This window comes from Aeromicrobium wangtongii (assembly GCF_024584515.1).
Taxonomy (GTDB): domain Bacteria; phylum Actinomycetota; class Actinomycetes; order Propionibacteriales; family Nocardioidaceae; genus Aeromicrobium; species Aeromicrobium wangtongii.
Genome location: NZ_CP102173.1, coordinates 248,671 through 261,754 on the forward strand (window position 1 = coordinate 248,671; position 13,084 = coordinate 261,754).

A 13,084-nucleotide genomic window follows, 5' to 3' on the forward strand; every position below is an offset into this window, starting at 1 on the left:
CGCCTCCCGATCGGGACCGGCAGCGTTTCGGCGGTCGCTGGCCGGCCGCATCGGCTGCGCACACCGATACAGTCGGCATCATGACGAAATGGGAGTACCTCACCGCGCCGGTCCTCGTCCACGCGACCAAGCAGATCCTCGACAACTTCGGGCAGGACGGCTGGGAGCTCGTCCAGATCGTCCCGGGGATGAATCCCGAGAACCTGGTCGCCTACTTCAAGCGACCGGTCGCATGAGCCGCGCGGCCGAAGGACGGGTCCGCTGATGTCCGCCGTGGACGACCGCCTCGCCGGAGCCGGCCTGAGCGTCCCGCCCGTCCCCGCGCCCGTCGCGGTCTACGTCCCGGCGGTCCGGACCGGTTCATACGTCTACACGTCGGGCCAGCTGCCGCTGCGCGACGGCGAGCTGCTCGCGACCGGCAAGGTCGGTGGCGAGATCAGCGCCGAGGACGCCTATGACTGCGCACGGCAGGCCGCCCTCAACGCGATCGCCGCCGTCGGCTCGGTCGTCGACGACCTGGATGCGGTCGTGCGGGTCGTCAAGGCCACGGTGTTCGTCGCCAGCACCCCGGACTTCACCGGCCAGCCCGGGGTGGCCAACGGCGCCAGTGAGCTGTTCGGCCTGGCCTTCGGGGATGCCGGACAGCACGCCCGCAGCGCCGTCGGTGTGCCGGTGCTGCCCCTGGACTCACCCGTCGAGGTCGAGCTGATCGTCGAGGTCGGATGACCGTCCGGATCCCGGTGCCGGATCGGCTTCGCGCGGCGGCGGAGAACCCGCCGCCGGCGCCGGCCGAGCCGCGCGACGCCGCGACGATCGTCGTGGTCCGCGACGGGGACGAGGGGATCGAGGCCTACCTCATGCGGCGCCAGAGCAGCATGGCGTTCGCGGCCGGGATGTACGTGTTTCCCGGTGGCGGTCTCTCGAGGGCTGACGTGGAGCGCGAGGTGCCGTGGGTCGGACCCGATGCGACGGAGTGGGGACGCCGGTTCCGGTGCGCCCCCGACCTCGCTCGCGGACTGGTCGTGGCCGCGGTGCGCGAGACGTTCGAGGAGACCGGGATCCTCCTGGCCGGCCCCGATGGCGACACGATCGTGTCCGACACCAGCAGCGCCGAGATGCAGGCTGCCCGGCCGGCTCTCGACGCCGGTGAGATGGCCTTCGCCGACTTCCTGACCGATCACGGTCTCGTGCTGCGGGCCGACCTGGTGGGCGCGTGGGCGCACTGGATCACCCCCGCATTCGAGCCGCGGCGCTATGACACCCGGTTCTTCGTCGCGGCGCTTCCGGACGGCCAGCGGGTCGGCACGATGAGCCGCGAGGCCGATCATGCCGACTGGGTGCCGCTGTCGCGCGTCCTGGCGTCGGTGGACGCGGGCGAGGCCGCCATGATGCCGCCGACCATCGCCGCATGCCGCGAGGTCTCGGCCCACAGCGCGGCGACCGTGGTCGCAGCGGCGGCCGACCGGACGTTCCCGACGATCCTGCCGCAGCTCGTGGTCGTCGACGACGAGCTCTTTCTCGAGACCTACCTGGGGGAGTCATGACCATCAGCCCTGTCGCCGTGACGGATCGGGCCTCGTTCGTCCTCGCCGCCAATCCCGGCATCATGACGCTCGACGGGACGAACACGTGGATCCTGCGTGAACCCGGCGCGACGCATGCGGTCGTGGTCGATCCGGGACCCTCGGACGAGACCCACCTGCAGGCCGTGCTGGCGGCGGCCGGCGAGGTGGGCCTGGTGCTGTTCACCCACCGACACTTCGACCACACCGAGGCGCTGGGACGGATCGTCGAGCTGACCGGCGCGCCCGCGCGGTCGATCGACCCGGAGTTCACCCGTGGGGCCGAGCCGCTCGTCGACGGCGAGACGATCGACGTGGACGGCCTGTCGATCGACGTCTTCGCGACGCCCGGGCACACGACCGACTCGGCCTGCTTCCTGATGGGCGCGGAGCGGTCGCTGCTGAGCGGCGACACGATCCTGGGCCGTGGAACGACCGTCATCGCCCATCCTGACGGCGTCCTCGGCGCCTACCTCGACTCGCTCGCTCACATCCGCGAGCTCATCGAGGAGGGCCTCGTCGAGCGCATCCTGCCGGGGCACGGACCGGTGATCGACCAACCGGCCGAGGTCGTGGACTTCTACCTCGACCACCGCGCCGAGCGCCTCGACCAGGTGCGGGCAGCCGTGGACGCCGGGGCCACGACCCCTCGCGAGGTCGTCCAGCGGGTGTACCGGGACGTCGACGAGTCGCTCTGGGGCGCGGCCGAGCTCAGCGTCGCCGCCCAGCTCGACTACCTCCGCCAGCCGAATTTTGGCGCCTGAGCAACCGTTTCTCCGGCCGCAAGAGGTCAGAACGGTTGCTCGAGCGCCAAAACTTGGTCGTGCACAGGGGGCGGCAGGGTTTTGTCGGTCCACAGCCGCTCGGCGTCGATGTCCTCGGCGGTCGTTCTTCGGGCACCGTCGCGGGATGCGTCCTGTTCCGCCCGAGCTCCACGGCCGCGTCTTCACGCCCCGTGAGGCGGCCCGGTACGGCGTGACGCCGCGGATGCTCCAGGGCGCGCGGTTCGCGCAGGTCTTCCTGGGTGTCTGGCGAACGTCCGCGACGCCCGAGACGGAGGAGCTGCGCATCCGCGCGGCGCTGAGGATCCTGCCGGACGATGCCGCGCTGTCCCACCTCAGTGCCGTGCGGTGGCGCGGCCTCGACGTGGGCGCCTCCGTCCCGCTGCACTTCTCGACCGCATCGGCCGTGCACGTCGAGCGTGAGGGACTGGTCGTCCACCGCCGTCAGGCGCGACTGCGACCGCACCTCGTGCGGGGGGTGCCGGTGCTCGACGGGGCGCGCACGTTCGTCGACGTGGCCACCGACGTCGGGGACCGGGCACTGCTGCGGATCGGCGACTGGCTCGTGCGGCACGGACACGTCGACCTGCTGGAGCTGCGGGCGTTCGCGATCGCCGAGCACCTCGACGGCGTCCAACGGGCCCGGCGGGTGGCGCCGCTCGTGCGGGAGAGGGTCGACTCGGTCCGTGAGTCGGACGTGCGGTGGATCATCCACGCCGCGGGTCTGCCGATGCCGGAGCCGAATGTGCCGATCCGGGACGCCCAGGGGGTCCACGTGGCCAACGGAGACCTGGTCTATTGCGTCCACCGGGTGCTGATCGAGCACGATGGCTGGCACCACGAGCGGGATGCGGTCCAACGTCAGCGCGACCACCTGCGACGCGAGATGCTCGAGGCACTGGGGTGGCGGGTCATCGTCATCACCGTCAAGGACTTCGAGGACGAACGACAGATCGCGTGGCGGGTCTTCAACGCGTTGCGCGAGCGCGGCTACCGCGGCCCGTCACCAAGATTTGGCCGCTGAGCAACCGTTTCGGGACGCGAACGTCCTAGAAACGGTTGCTGAGGCGCCAAATTTTGGTCAGCGGGCGCGGCGCTGCAGGCGCTCGAGGTCGAGGATCACGACGCTGCGGGGCTCGAGGCGCAGCCAGCCGCGGCTGGCGAAGTCGGCCAGGGCCTTGTTGACCGTCTCGCGCGAGGCGCCGACCAGCTGGGCGAGCTCCTCCTGCGTGAGGTCGTGATTGACGTGGATGCCGTCATCGGCGCGACGACCGAAGCGCGACGCGAGGTCGAGCAGGGCCTTCGCGACACGACCGGGAACGTCGCTGAACACGAGGTCACCGACGACCTCGTTGGTGCGGCGCAGGCGTCCGGCGAGCTGGTTGAGCAGTGCGTGGGCGACATCGGGGTGCGCGTTGAGCACGGGGCTCAGGGCCTCGTGGCCCAGGCTCTTGAGCTCGACGTCGGTGACGGCGGTGGCCGTTGCGGAACGCGGCCCGGGATCGAAGAAGGACAGCTCGCCGAACATCTGTCCGGGGCCCAGGATCGCGAGCAGGTTCTCGCGGCCGTCGGGGGAGGTGCGGCCCAGCTTGATCTTTCCGTCGGTCACGACGTAGAGCTGGTCGCCGTCATCGCCCTCGCTGAACAAGACCTCGCCGCGGCGAAGGCTCGTCGACGACATCGATGCCTCGAGTGCCTCCGCGACCTGGTCATCGAGGCCGGAGAACAGCGGTGCCTGTCGAAGAACGTCGTCGGTCACGGTCATCCCTATCAGTCGTGGAGCGGGCGTCACATAGATGTGCCCCTTGTGCAGTTTCCCACATTCGGACGGTCCGCGGCGAGCCACTCGCTGCGGCACGTACGCTGGAGCCTGTGTCGAAGACCGTGACGAGGCCGGATACGGCACTCGTGCGCCGGGCGCGCAGGATCCATCGGGGCCTGGCTCAAACTTATCCCGAGGCTGGTTGCGAGCTCGACTTCAGGTCCCCCTTCGAGCTCCTGGTGGCGACGGTGCTGTCGGCCCAGACCACCGATCGGCGGGTCAATGCCATCACGCCGGTCCTGTTCGAGGCCTTTCCCGACCCCGCGGCCATGGCGGCGGCCCCCCGTGCCGAGCTGGAGCAGATCATCCGGCCCACCGGCTTCTTCCGGGCCAAGACCGACAGCCTGCTCGGCCTGTCGGCGGCACTGGTCGAGCGCTACGACGGGCAGGTTCCTGGGCGGCTCGACGACCTGGTGACCCTCCCGGGCGTGGGGCGCAAGACGGCCCACGTCGTGCTGGGCAATGCCTTCGACATCCCGGGGCTGACCGTCGACACCCACTTCGCGCGGCTCGTGCGACGGTTCGAGTGGGTCCCCGAGGACATCGCGAAGGATCCGGTCAAGATCGAGCACGCCGTGGCCGCGCTCTTCCCGCGCAAGGACTGGACGATGCTGAGCCACCGCCTGATCTGGCACGGACGCCGTCGCTGCCACGCCAAGAAGCCCGCCTGCGGAGCATGCCCCGTCGCGCAGTGGTGCCCGTCGTTCGGCATCGGCCCGACCGACCCGGTGATCGCCGAGGCGCTGGTCACCACGCAGGGCCCGGCATGAGCGCGGCGGCGCGGCGGACGGCTGCGGCGCTCGTCGCGGCGGTCCTGGCGCTGACCCTCGCCGCGTGCTCGTCATCGGACCCGGAGCCGGCCAAACCGACCTTCGGTGGCGGCGGTGCGGCCACCTCGGGCTCGTCCGACGAGCTCGCCGCCGCCAAGGCGCGCGCGGGCATCGAGGACTGCCCGGCCGGCGGGGAGCGGGCCTCGGGCGACGGCGCGCTGCCCGACGTGACGCTCGCGTGCCTCGGCGGGGGGCGATCGGTCGAGCTGTCGACCTTGACCGGCACACCGACGGTCATCAACCTGTGGGCGAGCTGGTGCGTCCCGTGCCGCAAGGAGCTGCCCCTGCTCGCTCGCGTGGACGCCGAGTACGGCGACAGGCTGCGGGTCATCGGCATCGACTTCAAGGAGACGAGTCCCGGTGCGGCGATCGAGCTGGCCCGCGCGACGGGCGTGACCTACCCGCAGCTGAGCGATCCGGACCAGTCCGCGGCCGCGGGTCTGGGGGTCGTGGCGCTGCCGCAGACCATCTTCGTGGATGCGCAGGGAAGAATAACTGCCACGGAGCGCAAGGAGTTCCGTTCGTACGCCGATCTGACGGCCGCGATCGAACGACACCTGGGAGTGACACCATGACGGCCGACACGCTGCCGGACTGGCTGCGCCCCCTCGCCGACCTGGCGGGAACGGTCACGGCAGCGGACCTGTCACCGCACTTCACCTCGGTGCCGGCCGATGCGCGCCCTGCGGCGGTGCTGCTGCTGTTCGCCGACGGCCCGGACGGCCCCGAGCTGCTGCTGACCGAGCGCGCGGCCACGATGCGCAACCACCCGGGTCAGATCGCCTTCCCCGGCGGCAAGTCCGACCGCGGCGATGCCGATGCGGTGCACACGGCGTTGCGGGAGGCGCAGGAGGAGGTCGGGCTCGATCCGTCCACCGTCGACGTCTTCGCGACGCTGCCGACGCTGTGGCTGCCGCCGAGCAACTTCGCGGTCACCCCGGTCCTGGGCTACTGGCGCGAGCCGCGTGTTCTCGGGGCGGTCAGCGACCAGGAGGTCGTGACGGTCATCCACCGGCCGATCCGCAGTCTCATCGACCCCGACAACCGGTTCAGCGTCACCCATCCGTCCGGATGGCGGGGCCCCGGCTTCGAGATCGGCACGACGATGCCGCTGTGGGGCTTCACCGCCGGGATCATCGCCCGGCTGTTCGCAGCGGTGGGCTGGGAGCAGCCGTGGGACGACTCGGTGACCCGGCCGCTGCCCGAGCTGCCTCGATGACGCCGGAAACCGGGTGAGCCCGCGATGAACTCCCTCGACGTCATCTTGCTGGTGGTCCTCGTGGCCTATGCGATCTCCGGCTACATCCAGGGCTTCCTGGTCAACCTCGTCGCGACGCTGGGTCTGCTCGCCGGCGGACTGCTGGCCCTGGCGATCGTCCCGCAGGTCCTGTCGGGCGACATGCCGACGCTGTCACGCTCGCTGCTGGCGCTGGGCCTGGTGATCGGTGCGGGCGGCATCGGCCAGGCCATCGGCACCCTCATCGGCGTGGGTCTGCGCAACCGGCTCACGTGGAAGCCGTTGCGATCGGTGGACGCTGTCGGCGGCAGTGCCCTGAGCATCGTCGCGGTGCTGTGCGTCGCCTGGGCGCTGGGCTACTCGGTCAGCGGCACCACGATCCCCTACCTGTCGACGGCAGCGCGCGACTCCACGATCCTCCAGCGGGTCGACGGCGTGATGCCGCCCCGTGCGACATCGGTGCTCCGCTCGTTCAACGAGGTGCTGGACTCCAGCCTGTTCCCCCGGTACATCGACCCGTTCGACTCCGAGGAGATCACCCAGGTCGAGCCGCCCGACGAGGCGACGCTGAAGAGCCGGGGTGTCGCGCGGGCCAAGGACAGCGTCGTGAAGATCCTCGGTCAGGCCCGCTGCGACCGGGGCATCGAGGGCACCGGTTTCGCCTACGCGGACGATCGCATCATGACCAATGCCCATGTCGTGGCCGGCGTCCAGAACCCCACCGTCGTCGTCGACGACCGGCGGGTGCCTGCCCGGGTGGTCCTGTTCGACCGACAGCTCGACGTCGCGGTGCTCGCCGTGAACGACCTCGGCCTGCGGCCGCTGCGCTTCGACGACGACGGCCGGGCCGGACAGCCCGCTGCGGTGCTGGGATATCCCGAGAACGGCCCCTTCGACGCCCGCGCGGCGCGCATCCGCAAGCAGATCAAGCTGCGCAGCCCTGACATCTACGACCGCGGCCAGGTCGTCCGTGAGACCTTCTCGGTGCGCGGGCTCGTGCGGTCCGGGAACTCCGGCGGCCCGCTGGTCTCGGAGTCCGGCAAGGTGCTGGGGGTGATCTTCGCGGCCTCGGTGTCCGACAAGTCCACGGGGTACGCGCTGACCGCCGGCCAGGTCGCCGAGGACGCTCGCCGCGGCGCCACCGCGACCTCGAGCGTGTCGACGGGCGACTGCGCATGAGGCCCGTCGTCGCGGTGCTCGCAGGCCTGGTGGCCTTCGCCGCCGCAGTCGTCACCGTGCCGCTGCTGTGGGTCTCGACGCACGTGGCGGACGAGGACGGCTACGTGAGGTTCAGCAGCGAGCTGGCGACCGACCAGAAGCTGCAGGAGGCGTTCGTGGCGCGCCTGGTGGACGAGTACGTGCAGCGAAAGGACATTCCGGAGTCGCTGCAGGAGCCGGTGACCTCCGCCCTGACCGACGTGACCCGCACGACGACCAACCAGCCGGGATTCGTCGAGGCGTGGGAGCAGACCCAGCGTGACCTGCACCGGTCGGCGTTCAAGGACGGCGACGGACCGCTGACCGTCAGCCTGCGCCCCATGGCCACCTTCGTGACGAGCCGGCTGGACCGCAACCTGCCCATCTCGCTGGAGGTGCCCGGCGAGGTGCGTGCCCAGATCGGCACGGCGCAGGACCGCGAACGGCTGGTGTGGGTGGAGCGGTCCCGGACGTGGTCGCTGCTGGGGCTCCTGGTCGTGCTCGTGGCCGCCACGGTGTCACTGGTCGCCGCGCGCAGCAGGCCGCTGGCACTGGCCGGCCTCGGTCTCGGCGCCCTCGCGACGGCCGGGGTGCTGCGGGTCGCGATCGAGATCGCGGTCCCCGAGCTGACCGAGCGGGCCGAGTCGAAGTCGCCGTTCGCCCGGGCGGTCCAGCCGCTGCTGGTCGACCGCGCGGCCGCATCGCTGACGGACTGGCTGGTCTGGATCGCGCTGGGCGGGGGTGCCGCCGTCGTCCTGGGGGTGCTCGGGCGACTGGTGTCCGGACGGCCCCGACGGGGCTGAGGTCTAGCGGCGGTGCGAGGCCGGACGCGGGGCCGTGGTCAGCGGTGTCTGCGCGCCGGCAGCAGCGTCGGTGTGGCCCTTGAGCGCAGCGGGGATCTCCTTGGCGGCTGCGATCGTCTTCTCCGGCGCCCGGATCTTCTTGAGCAGCCGGATGCCGACGAGGATCAGCAGCGCGACCAGCACCAGGTAGAAGCCGGCGACGATCAGGAACGCCCATGCGGGGTCGAGGCCCGCCATGACGATGAAGTACGCCGCCGCGATCGACAGCAGGACGATGATCAGCAGGCCGAAGAACGCGGACACCGCGATCATGCCGATACCGACGGCGCCGGCCTTCGCGCTGACGCGCAGCTCGCTCTTGGCAAGCTTGATGACGGTCTGGACCAGCAGGGCGATGTCGCGGCTGGCGTCGCCGACCAAGCGGCCGATGGTCGGTTCCTCCGGGGAGCTCATAGCGGGAGCCTACAAGTGTTCGGGCGGAGTGCGCAGGTCAGCGTCCGGCGATGGCCGCCACCACGCCGGCGTCGGACGCCTGCCACAGCAGGTTGCCACCGATCACGATCGCGAGCAGCATGCCGCCGGCCGTCAGATCGGTGCGAACCCGGCGGCGGGGCTCGGACTTCGGGGCGGACGGGGTGTTCGTGTTCTGCATGGCAGCACGGTGCCCCGCGCACATGAGATCAAACTGAACGCGGGGCACCCGTACGGGGCAGGCGTGAGCAAGGCCACACCTGCTGCGGCTAGTCGTCGTCGGTGGCGGCCTTCATCCCGGACGTGATCAGGTCCATGACGCCGGCGTCGGCCAGGGTCGTGGTGCTGCCGACCTCACGGTTCTCCGCGACGTCGCGCAGCAGCCGCCGCATGATCTTGCCCGAGCGAGTCTTGGGCAGCTCGGGGACGACCATGATCTGGCGCGGCTTCGCGATCGCACCGATGTGCTGGCCGACGTGGGCCCGCAGCTCGGCGACGATGTCCTCGCCCCCGTCGAGCGCCGAGTCCCGCAGGATCACGAACGCGACGACGGCCTGGCCGGTCGTGTCGTCGGTGGCTCCCACGACCGCCGCCTCGGCGACCTTCGGGTGGGACACCAGCGCGGACTCGATCTCGGTGGTCGACAGCCGGTGCCCCGAGACGTTCATGACGTCGTCGACGCGGCCGAGCAGCCAGATCGCCCCGTCCTCGTCCTTGCGGGCGCCGTCCCCGGCGAAGTAGTACTGCGGCCAGCGCGACCAGTAGGTCTTCTTGTAGCGCTCGTCATCGCCCCAGATCGTGCGGAGCATCGACGGCCAGGGCTCGGTGATGACCAGGTAGCCGCCCTCGCCGTTGTCGACCGGGTTGCCGGCGTCGTCGACGACCTCGGCCGAGATGCCGGGGATGGGGGTCATCGCCGATCCCGGCTTGCCTGCCGTGACGCCCGGCAGGGGGCTGATCATGTGGGCGCCGGTCTCGGTCTGCCACCAGGTGTCGACGATCGGGGTCCGCCCGCCGCCGATGTTCTCGCGGTACCAGACGTACGCCTCGGGGTTGATCGACTCGCCCACCGAGCCCAGGATGCGCAGGCTGGACAGGTCGGACTTCGCCGGGATCTCGTCGCCCCACTTCATGAAGGTGCGGATGGCGGTGGGGGCGGTGTAGAAGAGCGAGACCTTGTACTTCTCGATGATCTCCCACCAGCGGCCCTTGTGGGGGGTGTCCGGGGTGCCCTCGTAGAGCACCTGTGTCGCGCCGTTCGCGAGCGGGCCGTAGACGATGTAGGAGTGCCCGGTGACCCAGCCGACGTCGGCGGTGCACCAGTAGACGTCGTCCGGCTTGTGGTCGAACACCGCCCAGAACGTCCACGCCGACTGCACGAGGTATCCGCCGGTGGTGTGCAGGATTCCCTTGGGGTTCCCGGTCGTGCCGGAGGTGTACATGACGTACAGGGGGTGCTCGGCGTCGAACATCTCCGGCGTGTGCTCGGTCGATGCCTTGTCGACGGTGTCGTGCCACCACACGTCGCGTCCCTCGGTCCAGTCGACCTCCTGCCCGGTGCGGCGCACGACCAGGACGCCGGTGACGTCCGGACACTTCTCGAGGGCCTCGTCGACCGCGGGCTTGAGGGCGGACGGCGCGCCGCGGCGGAAGCCGCCGTCGGCCGTGATGACGACCTTCGCATCGCAGTCCAGGATGCGGCTGCTGAGGGCGTCGGCGCTGAAGCCGCCGAAGACCACGGTGTGGGGAGCGCCGAGGCGGGCGCACGCCAGCATCGCGATGACCGCCTCGGGGATCATCGGCAGGTAGATCGCGACCCGGTCGCCGGCCCGGAGGCCGAGGTCGGTCAGCGCGTTCGCGGCCTGGGACACCAGGTCCTTGAGCTCGGCGTAGGTGATGTCGCGGGTGTCGTCGTCGGGCTCGCCGACGAAGTGCAGCGCGACCCGGTCGCCGTTGCCGGCCTCGACGTGCCGGTCCACGCAGTTGTAGGCCGCATTGAGCTTGCCCCCGACGAACCACTTCGCGAACGGGGCATTCGACCAGTCGAGCACCTCGGTGAACGGGGTGTCCCAGTCCAGGCGTGCCGCCTGCTCGCCCCAGAAGGCGAGGCGGTCGGCTGCGGCCGTCTCGTACACGTCGGCCGTGACGTTGGCGTGCGCCGCGAGGTCCTCCGGAGGAGGAAACGTCCGGTCCTCCGTGGACAGGTTGCTGATGTTCTGCTCGTTCACCGGTGGCTCCTTGGATCGGTTCGTCATCGCATGCATTGTGTCTCACGTCACCTCGAGGGTCATCCCGGGCGGGCCGCAGAGCGTCCGCCCGGGATGACGTCCCGGTCTATTTCTCGGAGCCGGCCCCCGTCATCGAGCGGACGTCGAGCTCGACGTAGCGGGCCTCCGCATCGGAGTCCCGGGCGGTGATGGTGCCGAGCCAGCCGAAGAAGAAGCCCAGCGGGATCGAGATGATGCCCGGATTCGCCAGCGGGAACCAGCTGAAGTCCGCTCCGGTGATCATCGCGGTCTCCGAGCCCGACACGACCGGCGAGAAGATCACCAGGCCGACGCACGAGATGAGTCCGCCGTAGATGCTCCACACCGCCCCGCGGGTGTTGAACCGGCGCCAGAACAGGTTGAACAGCAGCGCCGGCAGGTTCGCCGAGGCGGCGACGGCGAAGGCCAGCGCCACCAGGAAGGCGATGTTGAGCTTCTGGGCCGGGATCGACAGCGCGATCGCGACACCGCCGATCACGAAGGCGGCGATACGGGCCACCTTGACCTCCTGCTTCTCGGTGACCTTGCCCTTCTGCCAGACATTGGCGTACAGGTCGTGCGCCACCGACGAGGCCGATGTCAGGGTGAGCCCGGCGACGACCGCCAGGATCGTGGCGAAGGCGACCGCCGAGATCAGGGCCAGCAGCACGGCGCCCCCGGTCGAGCCGGAACCGCCGCCGACGGCCTCGGCCAGCAGCGGCGAGGCCAGGTTGCCGCCGGAGTCGACGATGTCCTGCTTCTTGTCGCCCTTGACCAGTGCGGCCGCACCGAAGCCCAGCACGAGGGTCATCAGGTAGAACGAGCCGATCAGGCCGATCGCCCAGAGCACCGACTTGCGGGCCTGGCGGGCGGTCGGGACGGTGTAGAAGCGGATCAGGATGTGCGGCAGCCCTGCGGTGCCCAGCACGAGCGCCAGGCCAAGGGAGATGAAGTCGATCTTGGACTCCGTCGACACGCCGTACTTGAGACCGGGCTCCAGGAATGCCTTGCCGGCGCCGCTCTCCTCGGCCGCGGTGCCGAGCATGTCGCTGATGTTGAAGTCGAACTTCGCGAGCACCAGCACCGTGATCAGGATCGTGCCGACCATCAGCAGGACGGCCTTGACGATCTGCACCCAGGTGGTGCCCTTCATGCCGCCCACGACGACGTAGAAGATCATCAGGATGCCGACGGCCACGATCGTCAGGTTCTTGGCGGTCTCGCTGTCGACGCCCAGCAGCAGGGCCACCAGCGCGCCGGCGCCCACCATCTGGGCCAGCAGGTAGAAGATCGACACCACCACGGTGGAGGTCGCGGCCGCGGTGCGGACCGGGCGCTGACGCATCCGGAAGGCGAGCTGGTCGGCCATCGTGAAGCGGCCGGAGTTGCGCAGCAGCTCGGCCACCAGCAGCAGGGCCACGAGCCAAGCGACCAGGAAGCCGATCGAGTACAGGAAGCCGTCGTATCCCGACAGCGCGATCGCGCCGGAGATGCCCAGGAACGAGGCGGCCGACATGTAGTCGCCGGCCACGGCGAATCCGTTCTGGGCGCCGGAGAAGCTGCGCCCGCCGGCGTAGTAGTCGGCCGCGGTCTTGGTGTTGCGGCTGGCCCAGAACGTGATGGCGACCGTGATCAGCACGATCACGACGAACAGCGAGCCGGTCAGCAGCTGGTTGCTGCCATCGCCCTCGTCGGCGGCCTGCAGGAGGGTTGCGGCGCTCATCGCTCGATCTCCTGCTCGTACTCGTCACGCAGGCGATCGGCGATGGGATCCATGCGCCGCGCCGCGAACAGTGCGTACCAGATCGCGATCCCGAAGGTCGTCACGAACTGCAGCAGCCCGAACACGAGGGCCACGTTGATGTTGCCGAACAGGACATGGCCCATGAATCCGCCCGCGTAGTTCGAGAGCAGGACGTACAGCAGGTACCAGGCCATGAAGGCGATGGTCAGCGGGACGACGAATCCGAAGTACGACTTCTTCAGCTGTGCGAAGTCCTCGGAGGCATGGATGCGTTGATAGGCCTCGTGGGCCTCGACGGAGATCTTCTCGCTCACAGGTCTCACCACTTTCTGACGGGGGCGGTCTGGCGGGGACGGTTCCCGGCAGCGCTGCGCCGAGTGGTGCAGACGG

Annotated in this window: 16 protein-coding genes; 10 read left to right on the forward strand and 6 right to left on the reverse strand. The window is 70.1% G+C overall.

The window, feature by feature from the left end; all coding sequences use genetic code 11:
• Positions 1 to 80 precede the first annotated feature (80 nt).
• From NQV15_RS01240 to NQV15_RS01260, 5 genes are all read left to right on the forward strand, one after another.
• On the forward strand, positions 81 to 236 hold the full coding sequence (locus NQV15_RS01240; protein ID WP_118397113.1) for a DUF4177 domain-containing protein: 156 nt from the start codon (positions 81 to 83) through the stop codon (positions 234 to 236).
• Positions 237 to 264: 28 nt separating this feature from the next.
• A complete protein-coding gene (locus tag NQV15_RS01245; protein WP_232403100.1) occupies positions 265 to 726 on the forward strand; it encodes a RidA family protein in 462 nt (153 codons plus the stop codon).
• On the forward strand, positions 723 to 1,544 hold the full coding sequence (locus NQV15_RS01250; protein ID WP_232403101.1) for an NUDIX hydrolase: 822 nt from the start codon (positions 723 to 725) through the stop codon (positions 1,542 to 1,544). Before NQV15_RS01245 ends, NQV15_RS01250 begins: the two co-directional genes overlap by 4 nt.
• Positions 1,541 to 2,326 (forward strand): MBL fold metallo-hydrolase, encoded by a 786-nt coding sequence (locus NQV15_RS01255; RefSeq protein ID WP_232403102.1) that lies wholly within the window; start codon positions 1,541 to 1,543, stop codon positions 2,324 to 2,326. Before NQV15_RS01250 ends, NQV15_RS01255 begins: the two co-directional genes overlap by 4 nt.
• 145 nt (positions 2,327 to 2,471) lie before the next feature.
• A complete protein-coding gene (locus tag NQV15_RS01260; protein WP_232403103.1) occupies positions 2,472 to 3,368 on the forward strand; it encodes a DUF559 domain-containing protein in 897 nt (298 codons plus the stop codon).
• 57 nt (positions 3,369 to 3,425) lie between these two features.
• On the opposite strand, the gene NQV15_RS01265 is transcribed toward NQV15_RS01260, so the two are convergent.
• On the reverse strand, positions 3,426 to 4,103 hold the full coding sequence (locus NQV15_RS01265) for a Crp/Fnr family transcriptional regulator (protein WP_232403105.1): 678 nt from the start codon (positions 4,101 to 4,103) through the stop codon (positions 3,426 to 3,428).
• A 125-nt stretch (positions 4,104 to 4,228) separates the two neighbouring features.
• Here NQV15_RS01265 and nth point away from each other — a divergent pair, with 125 nt between their 5' ends.
• Genes nth through NQV15_RS01290 form a run of 5 tightly spaced genes read left to right on the forward strand, consistent with a single transcriptional unit; the run spans position 4,229 to position 8,233 of the window.
• Complete coding sequence (gene nth, locus NQV15_RS01270) at positions 4,229 to 4,936, forward strand: endonuclease III (protein ID WP_404801323.1); 708 nt, start codon at positions 4,229 to 4,231, stop codon at positions 4,934 to 4,936.
• Positions 4,933 to 5,571, forward strand: coding sequence for a TlpA family protein disulfide reductase (locus NQV15_RS01275; RefSeq protein WP_232403109.1), 639 nt, complete (start codon positions 4,933 to 4,935; stop codon positions 5,569 to 5,571). Before nth ends, NQV15_RS01275 begins: the two co-directional genes overlap by 4 nt.
• Positions 5,568 to 6,215, forward strand: coding sequence for an NUDIX hydrolase (locus NQV15_RS01280; RefSeq protein WP_232403113.1), 648 nt, complete (start codon positions 5,568 to 5,570; stop codon positions 6,213 to 6,215). The genes NQV15_RS01275 and NQV15_RS01280 overlap by 4 nt, the downstream gene beginning before the upstream one ends.
• A gap of 24 nt (positions 6,216 to 6,239) precedes the next feature.
• Positions 6,240 to 7,412 (forward strand): MarP family serine protease, encoded by a 1,173-nt coding sequence (locus NQV15_RS01285; protein WP_232403116.1) that lies wholly within the window; start codon positions 6,240 to 6,242, stop codon positions 7,410 to 7,412.
• Positions 7,409 to 8,233, forward strand: a complete 825-nt coding sequence (locus NQV15_RS01290) for a hypothetical protein (RefSeq protein WP_232403118.1) — start codon at positions 7,409 to 7,411, stop codon at positions 8,231 to 8,233. The genes NQV15_RS01285 and NQV15_RS01290 overlap by 4 nt, the downstream gene beginning before the upstream one ends.
• Positions 8,234 to 8,236: 3 nt before the next feature.
• On the opposite strand, the gene NQV15_RS01295 is transcribed toward NQV15_RS01290, so the two are convergent.
• From NQV15_RS01295 to NQV15_RS01315, 5 genes are all read right to left on the reverse strand, one after another.
• Complete coding sequence (locus tag NQV15_RS01295) at positions 8,237 to 8,686, reverse strand: phage holin family protein (RefSeq protein ID WP_232403120.1); 450 nt, start codon at positions 8,684 to 8,686, stop codon at positions 8,237 to 8,239.
• 37 nt (positions 8,687 to 8,723) lie between these two features.
• Complete coding sequence (locus tag NQV15_RS01300) at positions 8,724 to 8,885, reverse strand: hypothetical protein (protein ID WP_232403122.1); 162 nt, start codon at positions 8,883 to 8,885, stop codon at positions 8,724 to 8,726.
• 88 nt (positions 8,886 to 8,973) lie between these two features.
• The gene (gene acs, locus NQV15_RS01305) at positions 8,974 to 10,959 is read right to left on the reverse strand and encodes an acetate--CoA ligase (protein WP_232403124.1); all 1,986 of its coding nucleotides are present in this window, start codon (positions 10,957 to 10,959) and stop codon (positions 8,974 to 8,976) included.
• A 79-nt stretch (positions 10,960 to 11,038) separates the two neighbouring features.
• Entirely contained in the window at positions 11,039 to 12,673 is a 1,635-nt protein-coding gene (locus NQV15_RS01310) for a solute symporter family protein (protein WP_232403125.1), read from the reverse strand.
• Positions 12,670 to 13,008, reverse strand: coding sequence for a DUF485 domain-containing protein (locus NQV15_RS01315; RefSeq protein ID WP_232403128.1), 339 nt, complete (start codon positions 13,006 to 13,008; stop codon positions 12,670 to 12,672). The genes NQV15_RS01310 and NQV15_RS01315 overlap by 4 nt, the downstream gene beginning before the upstream one ends.
• Between the last annotated feature and the right edge of the window lie 76 nt (positions 13,009 to 13,084).

What these genes read in the sequence shown, in the direction of transcription:
- NQV15_RS01285 (WP_232403116.1), top strand. Translation starts at nt 6,240, where the DNA reads ATGAACTCCCTCGACGTCATCTTGCTGGTGGTCCTCGTGGCCTATGCG.
- NQV15_RS01300 (WP_232403122.1), bottom strand. Translation starts at nt 8,885, where the DNA reads ATGCAGAACACGAACACCCCGTCCGCCCCGAAGTCCGAGCCCCGCCGC.
- NQV15_RS01260 (WP_232403103.1), top strand. Translation starts at nt 2,472, where the DNA reads ATGCGTCCTGTTCCGCCCGAGCTCCACGGCCGCGTCTTCACGCCCCGT.
- acs (WP_232403124.1), bottom strand. Translation starts at nt 10,959, where the DNA reads ATGACGAACCGATCCAAGGAGCCACCGGTGAACGAGCAGAACATCAGC.
- NQV15_RS01240 (WP_118397113.1), top strand. Translation starts at nt 81, where the DNA reads ATGACGAAATGGGAGTACCTCACCGCGCCGGTCCTCGTCCACGCGACC.
- NQV15_RS01250 (WP_232403101.1), top strand. Translation starts at nt 723, where the DNA reads ATGACCGTCCGGATCCCGGTGCCGGATCGGCTTCGCGCGGCGGCGGAG.
- NQV15_RS01290 (WP_232403118.1), top strand. Translation starts at nt 7,409, where the DNA reads ATGAGGCCCGTCGTCGCGGTGCTCGCAGGCCTGGTGGCCTTCGCCGCC.
- NQV15_RS01255 (WP_232403102.1), top strand. Translation starts at nt 1,541, where the DNA reads ATGACCATCAGCCCTGTCGCCGTGACGGATCGGGCCTCGTTCGTCCTC.
- NQV15_RS01310 (WP_232403125.1), bottom strand. Translation starts at nt 12,673, where the DNA reads ATGAGCGCCGCAACCCTCCTGCAGGCCGCCGACGAGGGCGATGGCAGC.
- NQV15_RS01245 (WP_232403100.1), top strand. Translation starts at nt 265, where the DNA reads ATGTCCGCCGTGGACGACCGCCTCGCCGGAGCCGGCCTGAGCGTCCCG.
- NQV15_RS01280 (WP_232403113.1), top strand. Translation starts at nt 5,568, where the DNA reads ATGACGGCCGACACGCTGCCGGACTGGCTGCGCCCCCTCGCCGACCTG.
- NQV15_RS01275 (WP_232403109.1), top strand. Translation starts at nt 4,933, where the DNA reads ATGAGCGCGGCGGCGCGGCGGACGGCTGCGGCGCTCGTCGCGGCGGTC.
- NQV15_RS01295 (WP_232403120.1), bottom strand. Translation starts at nt 8,686, where the DNA reads ATGAGCTCCCCGGAGGAACCGACCATCGGCCGCTTGGTCGGCGACGCC.